The 14,326-nt window shown below is 33.1% G+C and carries 14 protein-coding genes; 4 read left to right on the plus strand and 10 right to left on the minus strand.

Features of this window, described 5'->3' with window-relative positions; all coding sequences use genetic code 11:
* Nucleotides 1-4: 4 nt before the first annotated feature.
* The 6 genes from KA900_RS05845 to KA900_RS05870 form a co-directional block, all read right to left on the minus strand.
* Nucleotides 5-1,189, minus strand: coding sequence for a MalY/PatB family protein (locus tag KA900_RS05845; RefSeq protein ID WP_210139364.1), 1,185 nt, complete (start codon nucleotides 1,187-1,189; stop codon nucleotides 5-7).
* 26 nt (nucleotides 1,190-1,215) lie between these two features.
* Complete coding sequence (locus tag KA900_RS05850; protein ID WP_096808218.1) at nucleotides 1,216-2,154, minus strand: TDT family transporter; 939 nt, start codon at nucleotides 2,152-2,154, stop codon at nucleotides 1,216-1,218.
* 529 nt (nucleotides 2,155-2,683) lie between these two features.
* The gene (locus KA900_RS05855) at nucleotides 2,684-3,679 is read right to left on the minus strand and encodes a mechanosensitive ion channel (protein ID WP_281064057.1); all 996 of its coding nucleotides are present in this window, start codon (nucleotides 3,677-3,679) and stop codon (nucleotides 2,684-2,686) included.
* A 156-nt stretch (nucleotides 3,680-3,835) separates the two neighbouring features.
* Nucleotides 3,836-4,264, minus strand: coding sequence for an NAD(+)--rifampin ADP-ribosyltransferase (gene arr / locus KA900_RS05860; RefSeq protein WP_103373620.1), 429 nt, complete (start codon nucleotides 4,262-4,264; stop codon nucleotides 3,836-3,838).
* A 228-nt stretch (nucleotides 4,265-4,492) separates the two neighbouring features.
* Nucleotides 4,493-5,236, minus strand: coding sequence for a glycerophosphodiester phosphodiesterase family protein (locus KA900_RS05865; protein ID WP_096808215.1), 744 nt, complete (start codon nucleotides 5,234-5,236; stop codon nucleotides 4,493-4,495).
* 175 nt (nucleotides 5,237-5,411) lie between these two features.
* Nucleotides 5,412-6,560: a M23 family metallopeptidase gene (locus KA900_RS05870; protein ID WP_210139365.1), complete on the minus strand. Its 1,149-nt coding sequence runs from the start codon at nucleotides 6,558-6,560 to the stop codon at nucleotides 5,412-5,414.
* Nucleotides 6,561-6,935: 375 nt separating this feature from the next.
* On the opposite strand from KA900_RS05870, the gene KA900_RS05875 reads away from it, so the two are divergent.
* The gene (locus KA900_RS05875; protein ID WP_210139366.1) at nucleotides 6,936-8,126 is read left to right on the plus strand and encodes an MFS transporter; all 1,191 of its coding nucleotides are present in this window, start codon (nucleotides 6,936-6,938) and stop codon (nucleotides 8,124-8,126) included.
* A 201-nt stretch (nucleotides 8,127-8,327) separates the two neighbouring features.
* On the opposite strand, the gene KA900_RS05880 is transcribed toward KA900_RS05875, so the two are convergent.
* Nucleotides 8,328-9,302, minus strand: coding sequence for a tRNA dihydrouridine synthase (locus tag KA900_RS05880; RefSeq protein ID WP_210139367.1), 975 nt, complete (start codon nucleotides 9,300-9,302; stop codon nucleotides 8,328-8,330).
* A gap of 302 nt (nucleotides 9,303-9,604) precedes the next feature.
* On the minus strand, nucleotides 9,605-10,780 hold the full coding sequence (locus tag KA900_RS05885; protein WP_210139368.1) for a YbfB/YjiJ family MFS transporter: 1,176 nt from the start codon (nucleotides 10,778-10,780) through the stop codon (nucleotides 9,605-9,607).
* Between the two features lie 180 nt (nucleotides 10,781-10,960).
* On the opposite strand from KA900_RS05885, the gene KA900_RS05890 reads away from it, so the two are divergent.
* Both KA900_RS05890 and KA900_RS05895 read left to right on the plus strand, forming a co-directional pair.
* On the plus strand, nucleotides 10,961-11,764 hold the full coding sequence (locus KA900_RS05890; RefSeq protein WP_096808211.1) for a DUF3100 domain-containing protein: 804 nt from the start codon (nucleotides 10,961-10,963) through the stop codon (nucleotides 11,762-11,764).
* Nucleotides 11,765-11,769: 5 nt separating this feature from the next.
* Nucleotides 11,770-12,222 (plus strand): hypothetical protein, encoded by a 453-nt coding sequence (locus KA900_RS05895; RefSeq protein WP_108909124.1) that lies wholly within the window; start codon nucleotides 11,770-11,772, stop codon nucleotides 12,220-12,222.
* Between the two features lie 69 nt (nucleotides 12,223-12,291).
* Here KA900_RS05895 and KA900_RS05900 read toward each other — a convergent pair whose 3' ends face one another.
* Both KA900_RS05900 and KA900_RS05905 read right to left on the minus strand, forming a co-directional pair.
* Nucleotides 12,292-12,633, minus strand: coding sequence for a DoxX family protein (locus tag KA900_RS05900; protein WP_096808209.1), 342 nt, complete (start codon nucleotides 12,631-12,633; stop codon nucleotides 12,292-12,294).
* 20 nt (nucleotides 12,634-12,653) lie between these two features.
* Complete coding sequence (locus KA900_RS05905) at nucleotides 12,654-13,226, minus strand: TetR/AcrR family transcriptional regulator (protein WP_096808208.1); 573 nt, start codon at nucleotides 13,224-13,226, stop codon at nucleotides 12,654-12,656.
* 140 nt (nucleotides 13,227-13,366) lie between these two features.
* Between KA900_RS05905 and KA900_RS05910 the strand changes: the two genes are divergently transcribed.
* Nucleotides 13,367-14,308: a DsbA family protein gene (locus KA900_RS05910; protein ID WP_096808207.1), complete on the plus strand. Its 942-nt coding sequence runs from the start codon at nucleotides 13,367-13,369 to the stop codon at nucleotides 14,306-14,308.
* Nucleotides 14,309-14,326: the final 18 nt, after the last annotated feature.

Genomic DNA, 14,326 nt, shown 5'->3' on the forward strand with positions numbered 1-14,326 from the left:
CCTTTTATTGCAATGCTGAAATAAAACGTTCAACGCCATCTTTAACAGTACTTGGGGCACAAGCTACATTCATTCTTAAAAATCCTCTTCCTTCTTCGCCATATTTTGTACCAGGCTCAAGTGCAAGTTTTCCTTTTTCTAATAGCTTATCCATGATTTCTGATTCAGTTAAACCTGTTTGTCTATAGTCAATCCATAATAAATAAGTCGCTTGCGGTTTTTTAATTTTTATCTGCGGTATCGCTTTTGTAATTTCGGCAATAGCGTAATCCATGTTTGATGAAATGATATGCAATAATTCGTCTAGCCAATTTTCACCATAAGTATAAGCTGCTTCTAATGCAGCTGCTCCAAATGGACTAATGCGATTAACACCTAATCCATGTGCTGTAAAATTAGTTTCTAACGCATGACGAATAGCTTGATTTGGTGAAATAATCAAAGCTGCATGAATACCCGCTAGGTTAAATGTTTTCGTTGGTGCTGTGCAAGTAATAATTTTTTGAGATGCCTGGTCGGATGCTAACTTGCCTAACGGTATATGTTGATATTCAGGAAATACTAAATCAGAATGTATTTCATCTGATAATATCAATACATCATATTTAACACATAATTCAATTATTTTTTCCAACGTAGCTGTTGACCAGACTACGCCTCCAGGATTATGTGGATTACACAATATAAACATGGTTATGCCTTGTTTTAATTTTTCCTCAAAATCTTCAAAGTCAATAGAGTAGTTACCATGTTCTTCTATTAAAGAACACACTACTAATTCTCTATCCATGCCTGAAGGCAAATTTGAAAACGGTGGGTAGACTGGAGGCGTTATTAAAACACGGTCATCTGGCTTTGTAAATGTTTCAATAATAGACGCAATGGAAGGAACAACCCCTGAATGGGCGATAACCCATTCTTTTTCAATATACCAATGATGCCGTTTCTCAAGCCAAGATTGTATTGCGTTTTTACACGATTCATCTAAATAAGAATAGCCAAACACACCATGTTCAACACATCTTTCCAGCGCTTCAATGACAGGTTGTGGCGCTTTAAAATCCATATCTGCAATCCACATTGGTAATACATTTGAGGCGTCTTTAATGTTATATACTGATTCCATAGTGTCCCATTTAACTGATTTTGTCTGTCTTCGATTAACAACGTTATTAAAATGATAAGTCATAACGACCACTCCCTTATATAAAATCCCTATTTAATCATTCTTTTTCTTAAAAACATAAAATACCCAAAAACAACGTAAACGACTGTTAATAACGTAAATAAAATTTCAAACATCATTAAAATGTATAACAAAGCTTTTAACTGCTTAGGCATGCTTACTTGATGCATAAAATTAAAATAAGCAGTTGCTGTTGTTACCCATGGAAAGGTTAAAGCAGAAAACGAAAATCTAAAATTTATTGTTATAAGCTTAGGAATAAACGTTAAAGAAACTACAAACAATAGCTGAGATATCACAAAACCAAATATGGCAATTATTGTTTCTATATGCGTTTCACTTAGTAAATAACCATTGAAACACAGTGCAGCAGGTGCAGCTATAATGATTGACATTGGAAATTGATTTTCATTATATAAACGCCATGTTTTTTTTATTAAAACGATTGCTACTAATATTATAAAGCATATTGTAGCAATATATACGATCATTTTACCAAACATTGGATAAAAATCTCCTGACGTTTCAGATATAACTCCGATACCTACAAACGTTACAAACCAACTCGTATTCGGTATAACCTTATCTTTCCTATGTAAAATAATATGGTAATAAACAAATCCCATTATAATGATGAATTGTACTACAATCGTTATCCACCATAACCATATCATTCCTACAAATTCAAATTTAAAATGATGATATATAATATAAATAATTGTCATTAAAGCCATCGTAAAAGCTGGAAAAGTGGCGCAGATATTACGATCAGTCAATTCATCCAAAACTAAACGTGGGTATAAAAGACATTTTTTTATAAAGAGCAACAAAACAATACAACTCAATATAAAAAATACTGTAGCTAAAATATTCCAAGACATATTAAATAACAAATTACTTAGAGAAACTAAACCTAAAACTAAACCACAAATAGCTGTCGGTAATGCTTTAGTTAATTTATAAAACATACTTTTTAATCCTTTTACATTATATAGTTATATTATCACTATACTATTTTAATACTATTATTGCGTTAAATAAGATTATAATTAATTAATTTTAATAAGTTAATATCCATTGTTTGCTTTCACTTAAAAATATAAAAGGACCTGAAACATAAGGTTAATGTCTCAGATCCTTCAATAAAATTGATAATAATTACCTAGATTGAAATTAGTTTATAACAAACTTTTAAAGCGCTGAGCCATAAATAATGTGTCAGTCTTAGATTTCATTTTGACAGTAGATGAATGTAATGAAAATGCAAAGTCTATTGCTTTAAAAAACTACTTTTGAAGTTTCACTGCTCAATTTTATTGAGTTATTGATACTTATACATGAGTCTTAACTCATGTAATCTAATGCACTTGGATCTAGTAGTGCTTATACAAGCGCTTTAGCTCTATTACGCTTTGCCATAAAGGAAAAGAAATCTATATAGAAAAACGAGATTTCTGCCCTCTCCCTTCTCACGTATTTTAAAAATCATCTACTTTACTATTTATCTTTTTCAGAGTCAATTTTGTCTGAGAATTTATTTAATTGTTTTTCAGCAAATGATTTTCCACCTATGCCAAAAGCGATTGCGAAAGCAACTGCAACGGCACCTAAAATTAATAAGAACGCTACGTTTACAATGCTTTGCGCAAAGTTTAATTGGTCTAAAGTCATAAATACGGAAACGATAATAACTAAATATTTTACAATTTCAGCTAACATACCATTTCCTGTAGATTTGTTAATTAATTTAGCAATTAAGTTACCACCTATTAAACCTAATCCTAAAATAATCGCTGCTGATATTACTAATGGTAAATAACCGATAATAGCCGCGCCAATTTGATTTAATACCGTTAAGTTCACTGTATTTAATGCTTGAACAGTGAAAAATAAACCAATTAACGCAGTGATAACCCAACCTGTTGCCACTGGGATATCTATACTTTCTTTGTTTTCACCAAAATTCACATAACGGTTAAATTTGCTCACATTTAGGCTTGATAAAATATTTTTTACTAAAGTACCTAAGACTTTTGCAATAAAAATACCGATTACTAGTATAATAACTGCAACAATAATTTTAGGTGCAAAGTTAAGTATACTACTCATCATGCCTTTAATAGGTTTAGACACCGACTGCATATTTAATGAATCAAATACAGATGGTAAAAATAGCAAGAACACTAAGAAGTAACCTAATTTACCAAATGTTTGTATTAATCCAGAAGATTGTGATTCTCCTCCTTCATTATCTACTAAACCCTTCTTTTGTAGCCAAGATTCAAAACCTAATGCACTTAGCCCTTTCACAATAACTTTCTTGACAATTACTGCAATAATCCACGCAATAATTAAGAATATGATTGCGCCTATAACATTTGGTATGAAGCTAATAATACTATCTAGTGCGCTCATTAAAGAATCTAATATTTTACTCATATCGATTGCCCCCTTTTTTTTTGACAGATACCCTAGTAAAATAAAATTAATCATATTCATATATTTTTTAAAAAAATATTTTTGTGAATTAAGATAATACTACCTATCATTTATTTATCAAACAGCAAATAAATATATTGCGAAGTAATTAATTATGAATTAAACCAACTTTCCATTAAATTAACCCTCTAATTAATTTTTTTATAACTATTAATCTTCTATAATATCTAAACCTTCACTTCTCAATTGTTCAATTTTTGCTAGCATCTGGTTGATTGCTTCTTCAGAATGACTTTCCCATGAACCTAATTCTGCAACAATTTTCAATGGCTCACTAGAACGATATGAACACGTTGGGTTGCCAGGAAACTTCTTGTCTGTAACATTGGGATCATCTTCAAATTCTCCTAGTGGCTCTATGATATAAATGTGTGCATCTGCTTCTTCTTTAGCTAATGCTACAGCCAATTCAGCGCCCCATTTTGCTGCTTCTAATGTTCCTGTAAAATAAATATAATTCATGATGCGGTCTTGGTAATTAGATTTTTGCAAAGGATTTAATAAATCACCTATCTGCAACTGAGCTTTTGTGCCATGTAAATATAAATCTTGTTCAAATGCTTGTTTTTGATTTTCCATAAAATAGCCCCCCCACATTTCGCTAAAGCGTCTTACTATTATATGTGCCAATTAATAAAAGAAGTAGTCTATAATATTTATTTTTCATATAGTATAATAAACACAAAGGGAATATTTAATTATAATTATTAAACATACTTCCAACAATATCGTACATAGTCTTATATAAAATGAGGACACAAAATTACACTACCATTTTGTATCCTCATACTATTATATGTCGATGAATTAACTATTTAAATGTACTAATTCATCCGCTTTATCTGTGAAAATCCCGTCTACGCCCCAATTAGACAATTGATTAGCCCTCATCTTGTTATTTACTGTCCATACATTTAATTCATAACCAGCATTTTTAATTGAACGTACACGATTTTTTGTAAGCTTTGCATCTTCTATATTTACAATATTTGACCCGCAATAATTTAAAAGCGTTCTCCAATCTCCAGTAAATGCTGCAGCTTTAAAAATAACCGCACGTTTATATTGGGGCATGAATTGCTGTGCTAATTTTACTAAAACAAGATTAAAACTTGATAACAGAACATCTGAATCAGAGTTTAGCTTTTTTAATTTTTCAGTAACTTGTCTAATCATACTTTCAGACAAATCGCTGCCGTTGTCACCTGTTACACCTTTCAATTCAATATTCAAATTCATTTTATGGTTATTAGCAAATGTAATGATTTCATCGAAAGTTGGTAATCTTTCATTCTTATATTGCGAATGGAACCAGTTTCCTGCAGAGGCTTGTTTGACTTCATCATAGTACATGTGCGTGACTTCACCAATCATATCCGTTGTTCTATCTAAAAAATCATCGTGAATAATAATGAGCTTTTCATCTTTTGTTATAGCAACATCTAGTTCAACCCACTTGAGCCCAGACACCTTTGCTGCTGCTTCAAATGCTGCTAACGTATTTTCGGGAGCTTTACTTGGTAAGCCTCTATGGCCATATATTGTAAACATATCATCTTCCCTTTCAATTAGACTTTAGTGTAATTATGATATGTCATTGATCATAATTCAAATAATCTAAGTCATATTTGAAGCCATTACATATTGCTTTAAGCTAAACATAGTTAATAAAAATCGCCTCTGATATCCTTTTAAAGATATTCAAAGGCGACTGATATGTCATATATTATGATTTTGAATTTACGTATGATGTTGGGTCAACTGAATACTCGTTACCGACGCCACCTTGCATACGTTGGAAGTGTAGGTGAGGTGCAGTAGAATTACCTGTGCTACCTGAAAGGCCAATTTGTTGTCCTTCTTTCACCTGTTGCCCTTTTTGAACATTTAAGGAATTCATGTGCATATACCATTGATAGTTATCACTGTTTTTCTCTTGGATTGTAACTTGGTTACCACCACCATAGTTACTCCAACCACTTTGGATTACAGTGCCATCAGCCAATGAATAAACGGGTGTATTTTCAGACATAGCATAGTCAACACCGTAGTGTGCGCCTCCGCCATGATAGCTACCGTATGGTTGTAATTGGCGATGCTTAGTTAACCAATTTGCTGAGTGCATCTCGTTATTGCTCGTACTGTTAGAAGTCGTTGATTGACTTGTAGTGTTTTGTTGTGGTGCGTTTGTAGTGCTTTGTTGCGATGAATCTTGTTGTTGTGATGTGTTTTGTTGCGGTGCAGCTTGTTCTTGTTGTTGCGGTGCAGCTTGTTGTTGCGGTGTAACATCATTACTTGATGTAGCATTTTGTTTCACATCATTATGACCATTATTTTGTGTATAGCTGCTTTCATAATTGTCTGCTGATGTATGATTTTGTGTATTATCTACACTGTCATTTGAATTATTTTGAGTTGCTTGAGCAGTTTGATTCGTTCTTTCATCGTTGGCAATTTCGTTATTTTCTGGCGCTTCATTTATGTCATAACCTTCAGATTGAACTTCTGAGTGGCTTTGATTGCCAGTGTAATTATTATCATCTGAAACATTTACATCATTAGTATTTGTAACATTAGAACCTTGATCGTTCATTGGGAAATAATAATAGTGATATTGTCCTTCATTATCGATTAAATAAAAGTAATATTGCTGTTGATCAAACATAGATTGGTCCCAGTTACCATCTAATGTGTGATGATAGTTCCCATTATCATCTTGATCAATATAACCGTAATTAAAAATATCATTATAAGATTGATTACTTGTATATTGTGCGTTAGATTGATTGTTTTCTGAAGCCTGTGCTTCTCCTTGTGCAACGCCAATTGCTCCTAAAGATAACGTAGCAATTGTGGCTGTAACCATTTTTTTCATAATTAATAAATCCTCCCAAAAATTTTACTTACATCATCGTACCAAAGAATCTGTATAAAGAGAATAGTAGAAACTGTTTTTTAATTTTCTAGTAATTTATTTGAGATGTGATGTAAATTTTTTGAAAATTCCTTATATAACAATAGATAGCGCTTTCGCAAATTTAAGTTAAGCACAATCTTTAGTTAGTACAGTTACTTTCGAACAAGTACAACAGTTTACTTTTTACTTATTTTTTGTAAATTATTTTTGTTATTTTTCTAAATTATTACAAATCATCTTTTATAATTGCTTTTAAATTTAAAAACAGTGTTTTTTTGATATGGTGCATTACATGCTAATATGGAATTATTAAATAAAAGTGGGGTATGCAATATGGATGGTTTACCAAATAATTATGTAACAAAAGGGTCAAAAACTTATATTAAAATAATCGTTGCGCTTTTTATCTCTGGGTTTACAATATTTTCTATACTTTATAGCGTCCAACCCTTAATACCCCATTTTACAAAATCTTTTAATGTAAGCGAAACTATGGCTAGCTTAGCTTTATCCTCTGCAACATTAACCCTTGCGTTTGGAATGTTGTTTTTTGGCGCTATTTCGGAAGTTCTTGGACGAAAACCTATTATGATTTTTTCAGTGCTTTCTGTGTCCATACTCGCTTTAATTCAACCTTTTTTGGCAGATTTCAATACTTTTTTAATTGTACGGCTGATACAAGGTATATGTTTAGCAGGACTACCTTCTATAGCTATGGCTTATATTGGTGAAGAAATCTCACCTCACAATTTACCTGAAGCGATGGGCATTTATATAAGTGGCAACGCATTCGGAGGCGCTTTTGGTCGTATTTTCACAGGATTTATCTCTAGTATTTACGGTTATCAAGTTGGTTTAATCACTATCGGCATAATTAGTGTCATTGCTGCTATTGTATTTACTTTTTTACTACCAAACTCACAGCATTTTGAAAAACAACGATTTTCAGTAAAAGCATTATTAATAAGCTATGCCCAACATTTGAAAAATGTCAGACTATTAAAACCTTTTATGGTCGGCTTTTTATTATTAGGATGTAATATTGCAGCGTTCAATTATATTGGCTTTGTTTTAGCAGATGAACCATATCGATTACATGATAGTCTTATTAGTTTTATTTATTTACTCTTTTTAATAGGTATGATTTCTTCCATACTTAATGCAAAACTTCGCTCAAAGTTAGGCACTTTAAACGCTTTGAAATTTAGCATTTTGTTATTAATAGTTGGTATATGTATTACATTATTACCACCATTGTCATTCAAAATACTTGGTCTCGCATTTAGTGTATACGCGTTTTTTAGCGGTCATGCTATCGCAAGTGCTGTTGTTGCCGGAAGAGCTGAACATCATAAAGCACAAGCTTCTAGTTTGTATTTATTATTTTATTATATGGGGTCTTCTGTAGGTGGCACATTAGCAGGTTATTTTTACAGCCTCTTACAATGGCCCGGCGTTGTAATAATGATTACGAGTTTTATGATAATTGCATTCATTATTTCACTTACCATTAGACAAAAATAGAGAGCAAGAGAGAAATCACATTTTTAAATGGTCTCCTTATCTTGCTCCCTATCAAAGATACCTAAAAAGGTTATAAAAGCTTAATACAATTTTTATACTAGACGTCAATTGCTTATATCCAGTTTATGGTTAAGGTATATGTGTTCATCACTTAATCTCAGTTTCCTTATTGTTTCAGTACTTTCGTTTTAAACGCTTAAATTAACTGGTCTGTTTCATTTGCGCTTCAAATTTATCGAGTAGCGCGCGAGCCTCGTCTGTCGTATTCGTGCTCATCAATTGATGTCTTAATTCACTCGCGCCTCTAATGCCCCGTACGTAAATTTTAAAGAATCTACGTAATGGTTTAAACAAACGTGATTCTTCTTTTGAATATTTGTCAAATAGTTCAAGATGTAATCTCAACAAGTCTAAAAGTTCTTTGCTGGAATGTTCTCTTGGTTCTTTTTCGAACGCATATGGATTATGAAAAATACCTCGACCAATCATGACACCATCAATGCCATACTTCTCAGCTAGTTCAAGTCCTGTTTTTCTGTCTGGGATATCTCCATTAATCGTTAACAAAGTTTCCGGGGCTATTTCATCACGCAGCTTTTTAATCTCTCCAATTAGTTCCCAGTGTGCATCCACTTTACTCATCTCTTTACGCGTGCGAAGATGAATGGACAGGTTTGCAATATCTTGCTCGAAAATATGCTTCAACCACGCTCTCCACTCATCAATTTCAGAATAGCCAAGTCGCGTTTTAACACTCACTGGCAGTCCACCCGCTTTAGCTGCTTGAATAATTTCAGCTGCGATTTCAGGTCGCTGAATTAGACCTGAACCTTTACCTTTTGTTGCAACGTTCGCCACTGGACACCCCATATTTAAGTCTATTCCTTTAAAGCCCATCTCTGCCATCGCGATACTCATTTCACGGAAGTGATCTGGCTTATCTCCCCAAATATGAGCAACAATAGGTTGTTCGTCTTCAGTAAATGTTAAGCGCCCGCGCACACTGTGTACACCTTCAGGGTGGCAAAAGCTTTCTGTATTTGTAAACTCAGTGAAGAATACATCAGGTCTGCCCGCTTCACTAACAACATGACGAAAGACAACATCTGTAACATCTTCCATCGGTGCTAAAACAAAAAATGGACGCGGCAATTCACGCCAAAAATTTTCTTTCATATATATTTAAACCTTCTTATCTATTAATATCTCGAATTTTTATCCATGACGATATTACCACAAAATGTCAACTTACACAAAAGGAAGATATCTAATGAAAAGCCTATCCAGACAAATCGCACTAGCAATATATTACAATAAGATAAGAAACTCTGTTATCATTCATAAACCATATTTGACATAAAATAATATTCTATCTCGTTTGAAATTTGATAATGTTCCAAAAATTATAAGTAAAATTAAAACAGGCTAATATATCACTCTAACTTTTTCAATAAATTACTTGGAAACAACAGAATGATTTAACTTCCATTGTTCCCCTGATAGCTATATATACTACTTAACAAACCTACACATAATATGAAGGCAGCAAAAATTAGCGATGCATTGTAATCCCCTGATTCACCAATTAATATACCTGAAAGTGCTGGCGCAATCAATTGTCCTAAACTGTAAATCATTGTTAATAAAGCTACCAAGTTCACTTTATGATTACCTTGAAACATAAGTGTTTGTGCTTTAGACATGAATAATGTTGTTAACCCAAGGAATGTTGCTCCAAAGAACAGAGAACTAATTATTAAGCTCACTACATGCCCTGAAAAAACAGGTAGTATCACAGCAATGATTTGTAGTACAAATGCAAAATATATTGCTTTCGCATGCCCTACCTTATTTGCCATCATAGACCATAAAATCGTAGAAGGCACAGCACCTAAACCTACAAACATCCAACTTAACGCTGCGTAATCGGTTAATCCAGGTATTGATTTAACGATGGCTACTAAGAATGTCCCTGTAATAATATAACCAGCGCCTTCACAAAAATAGGCGATTGAAAACCCCCAAATAAATTTTTTCTTCACTTTAATTGTTTCGGTATATTCAATATTTTTTGATTTGAAATTTTTATTTTCGATATTGTGATTTTCGCGCATACCAAATATAACAAAAATCCCTATCATTAAAGAAAAAATGCCTAGTGATATCCAAGTAAGTTTCCATGTGCTCGCTGTAGTAAATAAGAAAATAAAGATACTACTTGTAAAAATACCTAAACCTACGCCACTATATAACAGACCTGAGATGCCATCTTTTTTCGCTATTCTTAAAGCTTCAAGCGTTACATTCGATGCTAAAACAAAAACTGTACCGCTTGTTATTCCAGAAACCAAACGCACAATACACCATAGTAGAAAATTATCAGAAAGTCCCCTCATTAAAGTCGAAATAATATTTATAAATAAATAAATTTTCAAATCCGTAACCTTACTAAACATAACAATCCATATAGGAACAATGGCGCCTATCAAATAACCTAGATAATTAATCGTAGCTAGTAAACCAGCACTTCGGTCATCTAAACCTCTTGTTTGCTGCATAAATGGCAAAATAGGTGTATATGCAAAACGTCCAATCGCCATTACTATAAATAAACAAATCACCCCTAATAAAAGTTGCCGATAAGCATGTTGCATCTTCTCCACACCTTTCGATTGTAGTGAGTCCATTATACGCTTAAATTCCATATTTACACTTACCAAATTTCTAAAATTTATAAATCATATTGATACCCTTTTCATTTTGAAATATTAAGTATAGAATAGATTTTATTCGTATTTAGAATTTTCGGAATATTTTAACTAGGAGGGATTGATATGAAACAACAAAATACACTTTGGAAAGATTGGAGATTACATGGCATTGTATTAATTATTATGATTATTTCCGAAGTCATTGGTGCGCATAAAATACCTTTAGGCATAACTTCAATCCTTTTGTTGCCAGTTGTTTATGCAGTGTTACTCGGATTAGGGGTTTATTTCACGCCCATCATCGGTAAAAAACAAGCTAAAAATTCCGAACCAATGGTATTTATTTCAGTAGCACTACTCATAGCAAAATTTGGTGTAGAAGCAGGGCCCGCATTACCTAAAATCATTGCAGCTGGGCCTGCTTTAATATTACAGGAAGCTGGCAATTTAGCTACGATTATCATTTCATTACCATTAGCTATATTATTAGGTTTACGACGTGAGTCTATAGGGATGACTCATTCAATAGGTAGAGAACCCAATTTAGCGCTGATTACCGAAAAATATGGTATCTCTTCCCCAGAGTGGCGAGGCGTGATGTCTATGTACATATTTGGAACCATTTTTGGGGCGATATTTTTTAGTATCTTTTCTGGTATTTTGATTTCCATTTTACCATTTAGTCCGATTGCTTTTGCCATGGCTACAGGAGTAGGAAGTGGCGTAATGACTGCAGCTGCTCTGGGGCCTTTAGTCGAAATGTATCCTGACCAAGCTAACACAATTACCGCATTTTCTGGCGTAAGTAATCTTCTGACGTCAGTGACGGGACTTTATATTGGTATTTTAATTGCTCTACCTTTAACCCGAAAATATTATAGCTTGATTATGCATGTTAAATCAAAATTCACAAAAGATAAGGAGTGACTGTGATGTCTTCAAAAGTTATAAATTGGATTCTCACCTTATGTATAGTAGGAATTATTTCAATTTTTAGTAATTGGATTGGGTATAATGTCATGCCTTTGGAGGCATTACCCGGCATCCTTGCATTAATGGGTGTCGCCTTATTAGGATTGGTTTTACGTGATATCGTGCCTTTAAACATACCAAGTATTGCTTATATTGGTATAATAGGTTTAATCATTACTATACCTGGGGTTCCTGGATCTTCTCACATCGTTGAATGGACTGAACAAGTAGATTTGCTGTCATTAGCCACGCCAGTTGTTGCCTATGCAGGCGTTTCAATAGGGAATTCCTGGGCTGACTTCGCCAAGTTAGGGTGGAAAACCATTGTTATTGGTATTGTTATTTTGCTCAGTACATATATCGGTTCTGCGCTCGTAGCAGAAATTGTATTAAAAATTCAAGGTCTAGCTTAATCAACTACAAATAACCCCCAGCTTAAAATAAGTTAACTGGGGGCTTTAATATTAAAAATAATAACGTATCTAAATATAATAGATAAACATACCAAAATTTAATAAAAATAATATGATGGCTGGGATTGCTTTTTTAATTGGGTCTTTACCTAAGAAAATCAGCGATAAGGCCCCAACAAACATAGTCACACCTAGTAATACACTAGATAGTAGTGCAATCACGTTATATAAAACGCCTATAAGCATACCAAGACCGCCTACAAATTCGAATATACCTGTAATTTGGTTAAAGATAGGTGGGTAGCCGAGACGGGCAAAATCTTTTTTCATTGCGCCAGACAATATTTTAGAACCTGTCATGATAAAAAATATACCTAATATAATTTGCAATATAATCATAATGATCCCCATTTTAAAAACCCCATTTCAATTCAATTTTTAGTTGCTTCACAAGATACAAAACCAGAAATAATATAAGGTGTGACACGTTTAATATAAGTTTCAGCAGAAATATCACTAAAGTTTTGACACCATTTTTCAGAAGCGCTGTAGATACTCGCACTTAACATACTTGCTGCTAATTGACGCGTACTATCATCCTCAAAATGAATGTCAATCAATAATTTATAAAGTATACTCTCCATATGCGCTTGAACAATATTACTTATCGTTTCCGGATAACTTCTGTGACACTTCCTATTTAAAGACAATTGGAATTCTGCTACCGCTTTAAAAATATTAGCAATGGTTGTTTCGTCCAATTGACACTGTTCAAAATATTCGTAATTTAAATTAATTAATAGCTCTTCAGAAAGCGCTTTATCCAATAAATCATAGATGTCACTAAAATGATAATAGAAAGTGGCTCTATTGATAAGCGCCTCTTGGGTAATATCTTTTATGGTTATGTTTTTAAAATCTTTTTCATCTGAAAGCTTAATAAAAGCTTGCATAATAGATTTTCTAGTTTTAATAACTCGCAAGTCTGATTTTGATTGTAGCATTCGACTCCCTCATTTTCTCCCAACATTAATTTATAAATGTTGGATATTCAACATTTATTACAATCTGTTGGTACTTATTATTCATATTACTACTTATTATAAGTGTATATCAATTTAATCAAACTTAGGAGGATAAAAATATGGTTAACAATATGGTATGTGATATCTATTCAGGCGTTTGTAAACCTAACGAGGAAAGTGAAATAGAAGCAATTAACCTAAACATAGATAGCCCTAACTTAACTTTATATTACGTAACTGACCCTATGTGTTCACACTGTTGGGCATTCGAACCTACTTTAAATAAACTTTTAGTACAATATGGGCATTTATTTAATTTCCAAATGGTAATGGGGGGTCTATTAGAGGAATGGGGAGATGGGCCAATCGACCCAGCTAATGGCATTTATAAACCTGCCGATGTAACACCACACTGGCAAGAGGTAGGAAAGTATTCACGTATGCCTATCGATGGTACCATTATGGAAATCGACCCTGTGCAATCTTCATACCCAGCATCACGTTTATATAAAGCAATCCAGCAAATAGATTCACCTACTACCGCTATTGAATTCATTAGACTCGTCAGGGAAGCAGTATTTGTATTCAATCAAAATATTTCGAATCCTAAAGTACTTAAATCGATTGTACAGGATTTATATAAAAATAACGAAACGATAAACACTGCAACTATTTTAGATTTAGCAAATAGTAAAAAAGGTCAAGAACTACTTCAAGATGATTTTGACTTAGTAAGACAATTAGGTGTTAGAGGTTTCCCTACTATTGTAATAGTAAATAGTGATAATCAAGGCACTAAAATTGTAGGCGGCAGAGATTTAAATGTGTATATTAGTGCAATCGAAACATTAAACAACAATGATAAATCAGCACCAAAACCCCTACCAGACTTAGGGTTGTATTTAAAAGCACAGCATAGATTGTTTTCAAAAGAAATTGAGTTTATGTATAACATCCAACAAGGTGAAGTCGCACAATTTATCACACGTCATTTAGACCCATCTACCTATGTCGCTAAAAATATGCTTGGCGAAGATTACTATGAAACCACATTAGATTAATGTGTAATATATACCTAA

The sequence above is a fragment of the Staphylococcus sp. GDY8P120P genome, from assembly GCF_017892065.1.
In the GTDB taxonomy this organism is placed as follows: Bacteria; Bacillota; Bacilli; order Staphylococcales; family Staphylococcaceae; genus Staphylococcus; species Staphylococcus nepalensis.

What these genes read in the sequence shown, in the direction of transcription:
- KA900_RS05850 (WP_096808218.1), bottom strand. Translation starts at nt 2,154, where the DNA reads ATGTTTTATAAATTAACTAAAGCATTACCGACAGCTATTTGTGGTTTA.
- KA900_RS05865 (WP_096808215.1), bottom strand. Translation starts at nt 5,236, where the DNA reads ATGTTTACAATATATGGCCATAGAGGCTTACCAAGTAAAGCTCCCGAA.
- KA900_RS05885 (WP_210139368.1), bottom strand. Translation starts at nt 10,780, where the DNA reads ATGCAACATGCTTATCGGCAACTTTTATTAGGGGTGATTTGTTTATTT.
- arr (WP_103373620.1), bottom strand. Translation starts at nt 4,264, where the DNA reads ATGGAAAATCAAAAACAAGCATTTGAACAAGATTTATATTTACATGGC.
- KA900_RS05870 (WP_210139365.1), bottom strand. Translation starts at nt 6,560, where the DNA reads ATGAAAAAAATGGTTACAGCCACAATTGCTACGTTATCTTTAGGAGCA.
- KA900_RS05910 (WP_096808207.1), top strand. Translation starts at nt 13,367, where the DNA reads ATGGTTAACAATATGGTATGTGATATCTATTCAGGCGTTTGTAAACCT.
- KA900_RS05845 (WP_210139364.1), bottom strand. Translation starts at nt 1,189, where the DNA reads ATGACTTATCATTTTAATAACGTTGTTAATCGAAGACAGACAAAATCA.
- KA900_RS05905 (WP_096808208.1), bottom strand. Translation starts at nt 13,226, where the DNA reads ATGCTACAATCAAAATCAGACTTGCGAGTTATTAAAACTAGAAAATCT.
- KA900_RS05855 (WP_281064057.1), bottom strand. Translation starts at nt 3,679, where the DNA reads ATGATTAATTTTATTTTACTAGGGTATCTGTCAAAAAAAAAGGGGGCA.
- KA900_RS05880 (WP_210139367.1), bottom strand. Translation starts at nt 9,302, where the DNA reads ATGAAAGAAAATTTTTGGCGTGAATTGCCGCGTCCATTTTTTGTTTTA.
- KA900_RS05890 (WP_096808211.1), top strand. Translation starts at nt 10,961, where the DNA reads ATGAAACAACAAAATACACTTTGGAAAGATTGGAGATTACATGGCATT.
- KA900_RS05895 (WP_108909124.1), top strand. Translation starts at nt 11,770, where the DNA reads ATGTCTTCAAAAGTTATAAATTGGATTCTCACCTTATGTATAGTAGGA.
- KA900_RS05875 (WP_210139366.1), top strand. Translation starts at nt 6,936, where the DNA reads ATGGATGGTTTACCAAATAATTATGTAACAAAAGGGTCAAAAACTTAT.
- KA900_RS05900 (WP_096808209.1), bottom strand. Translation starts at nt 12,633, where the DNA reads ATGGGGATCATTATGATTATATTGCAAATTATATTAGGTATATTTTTT.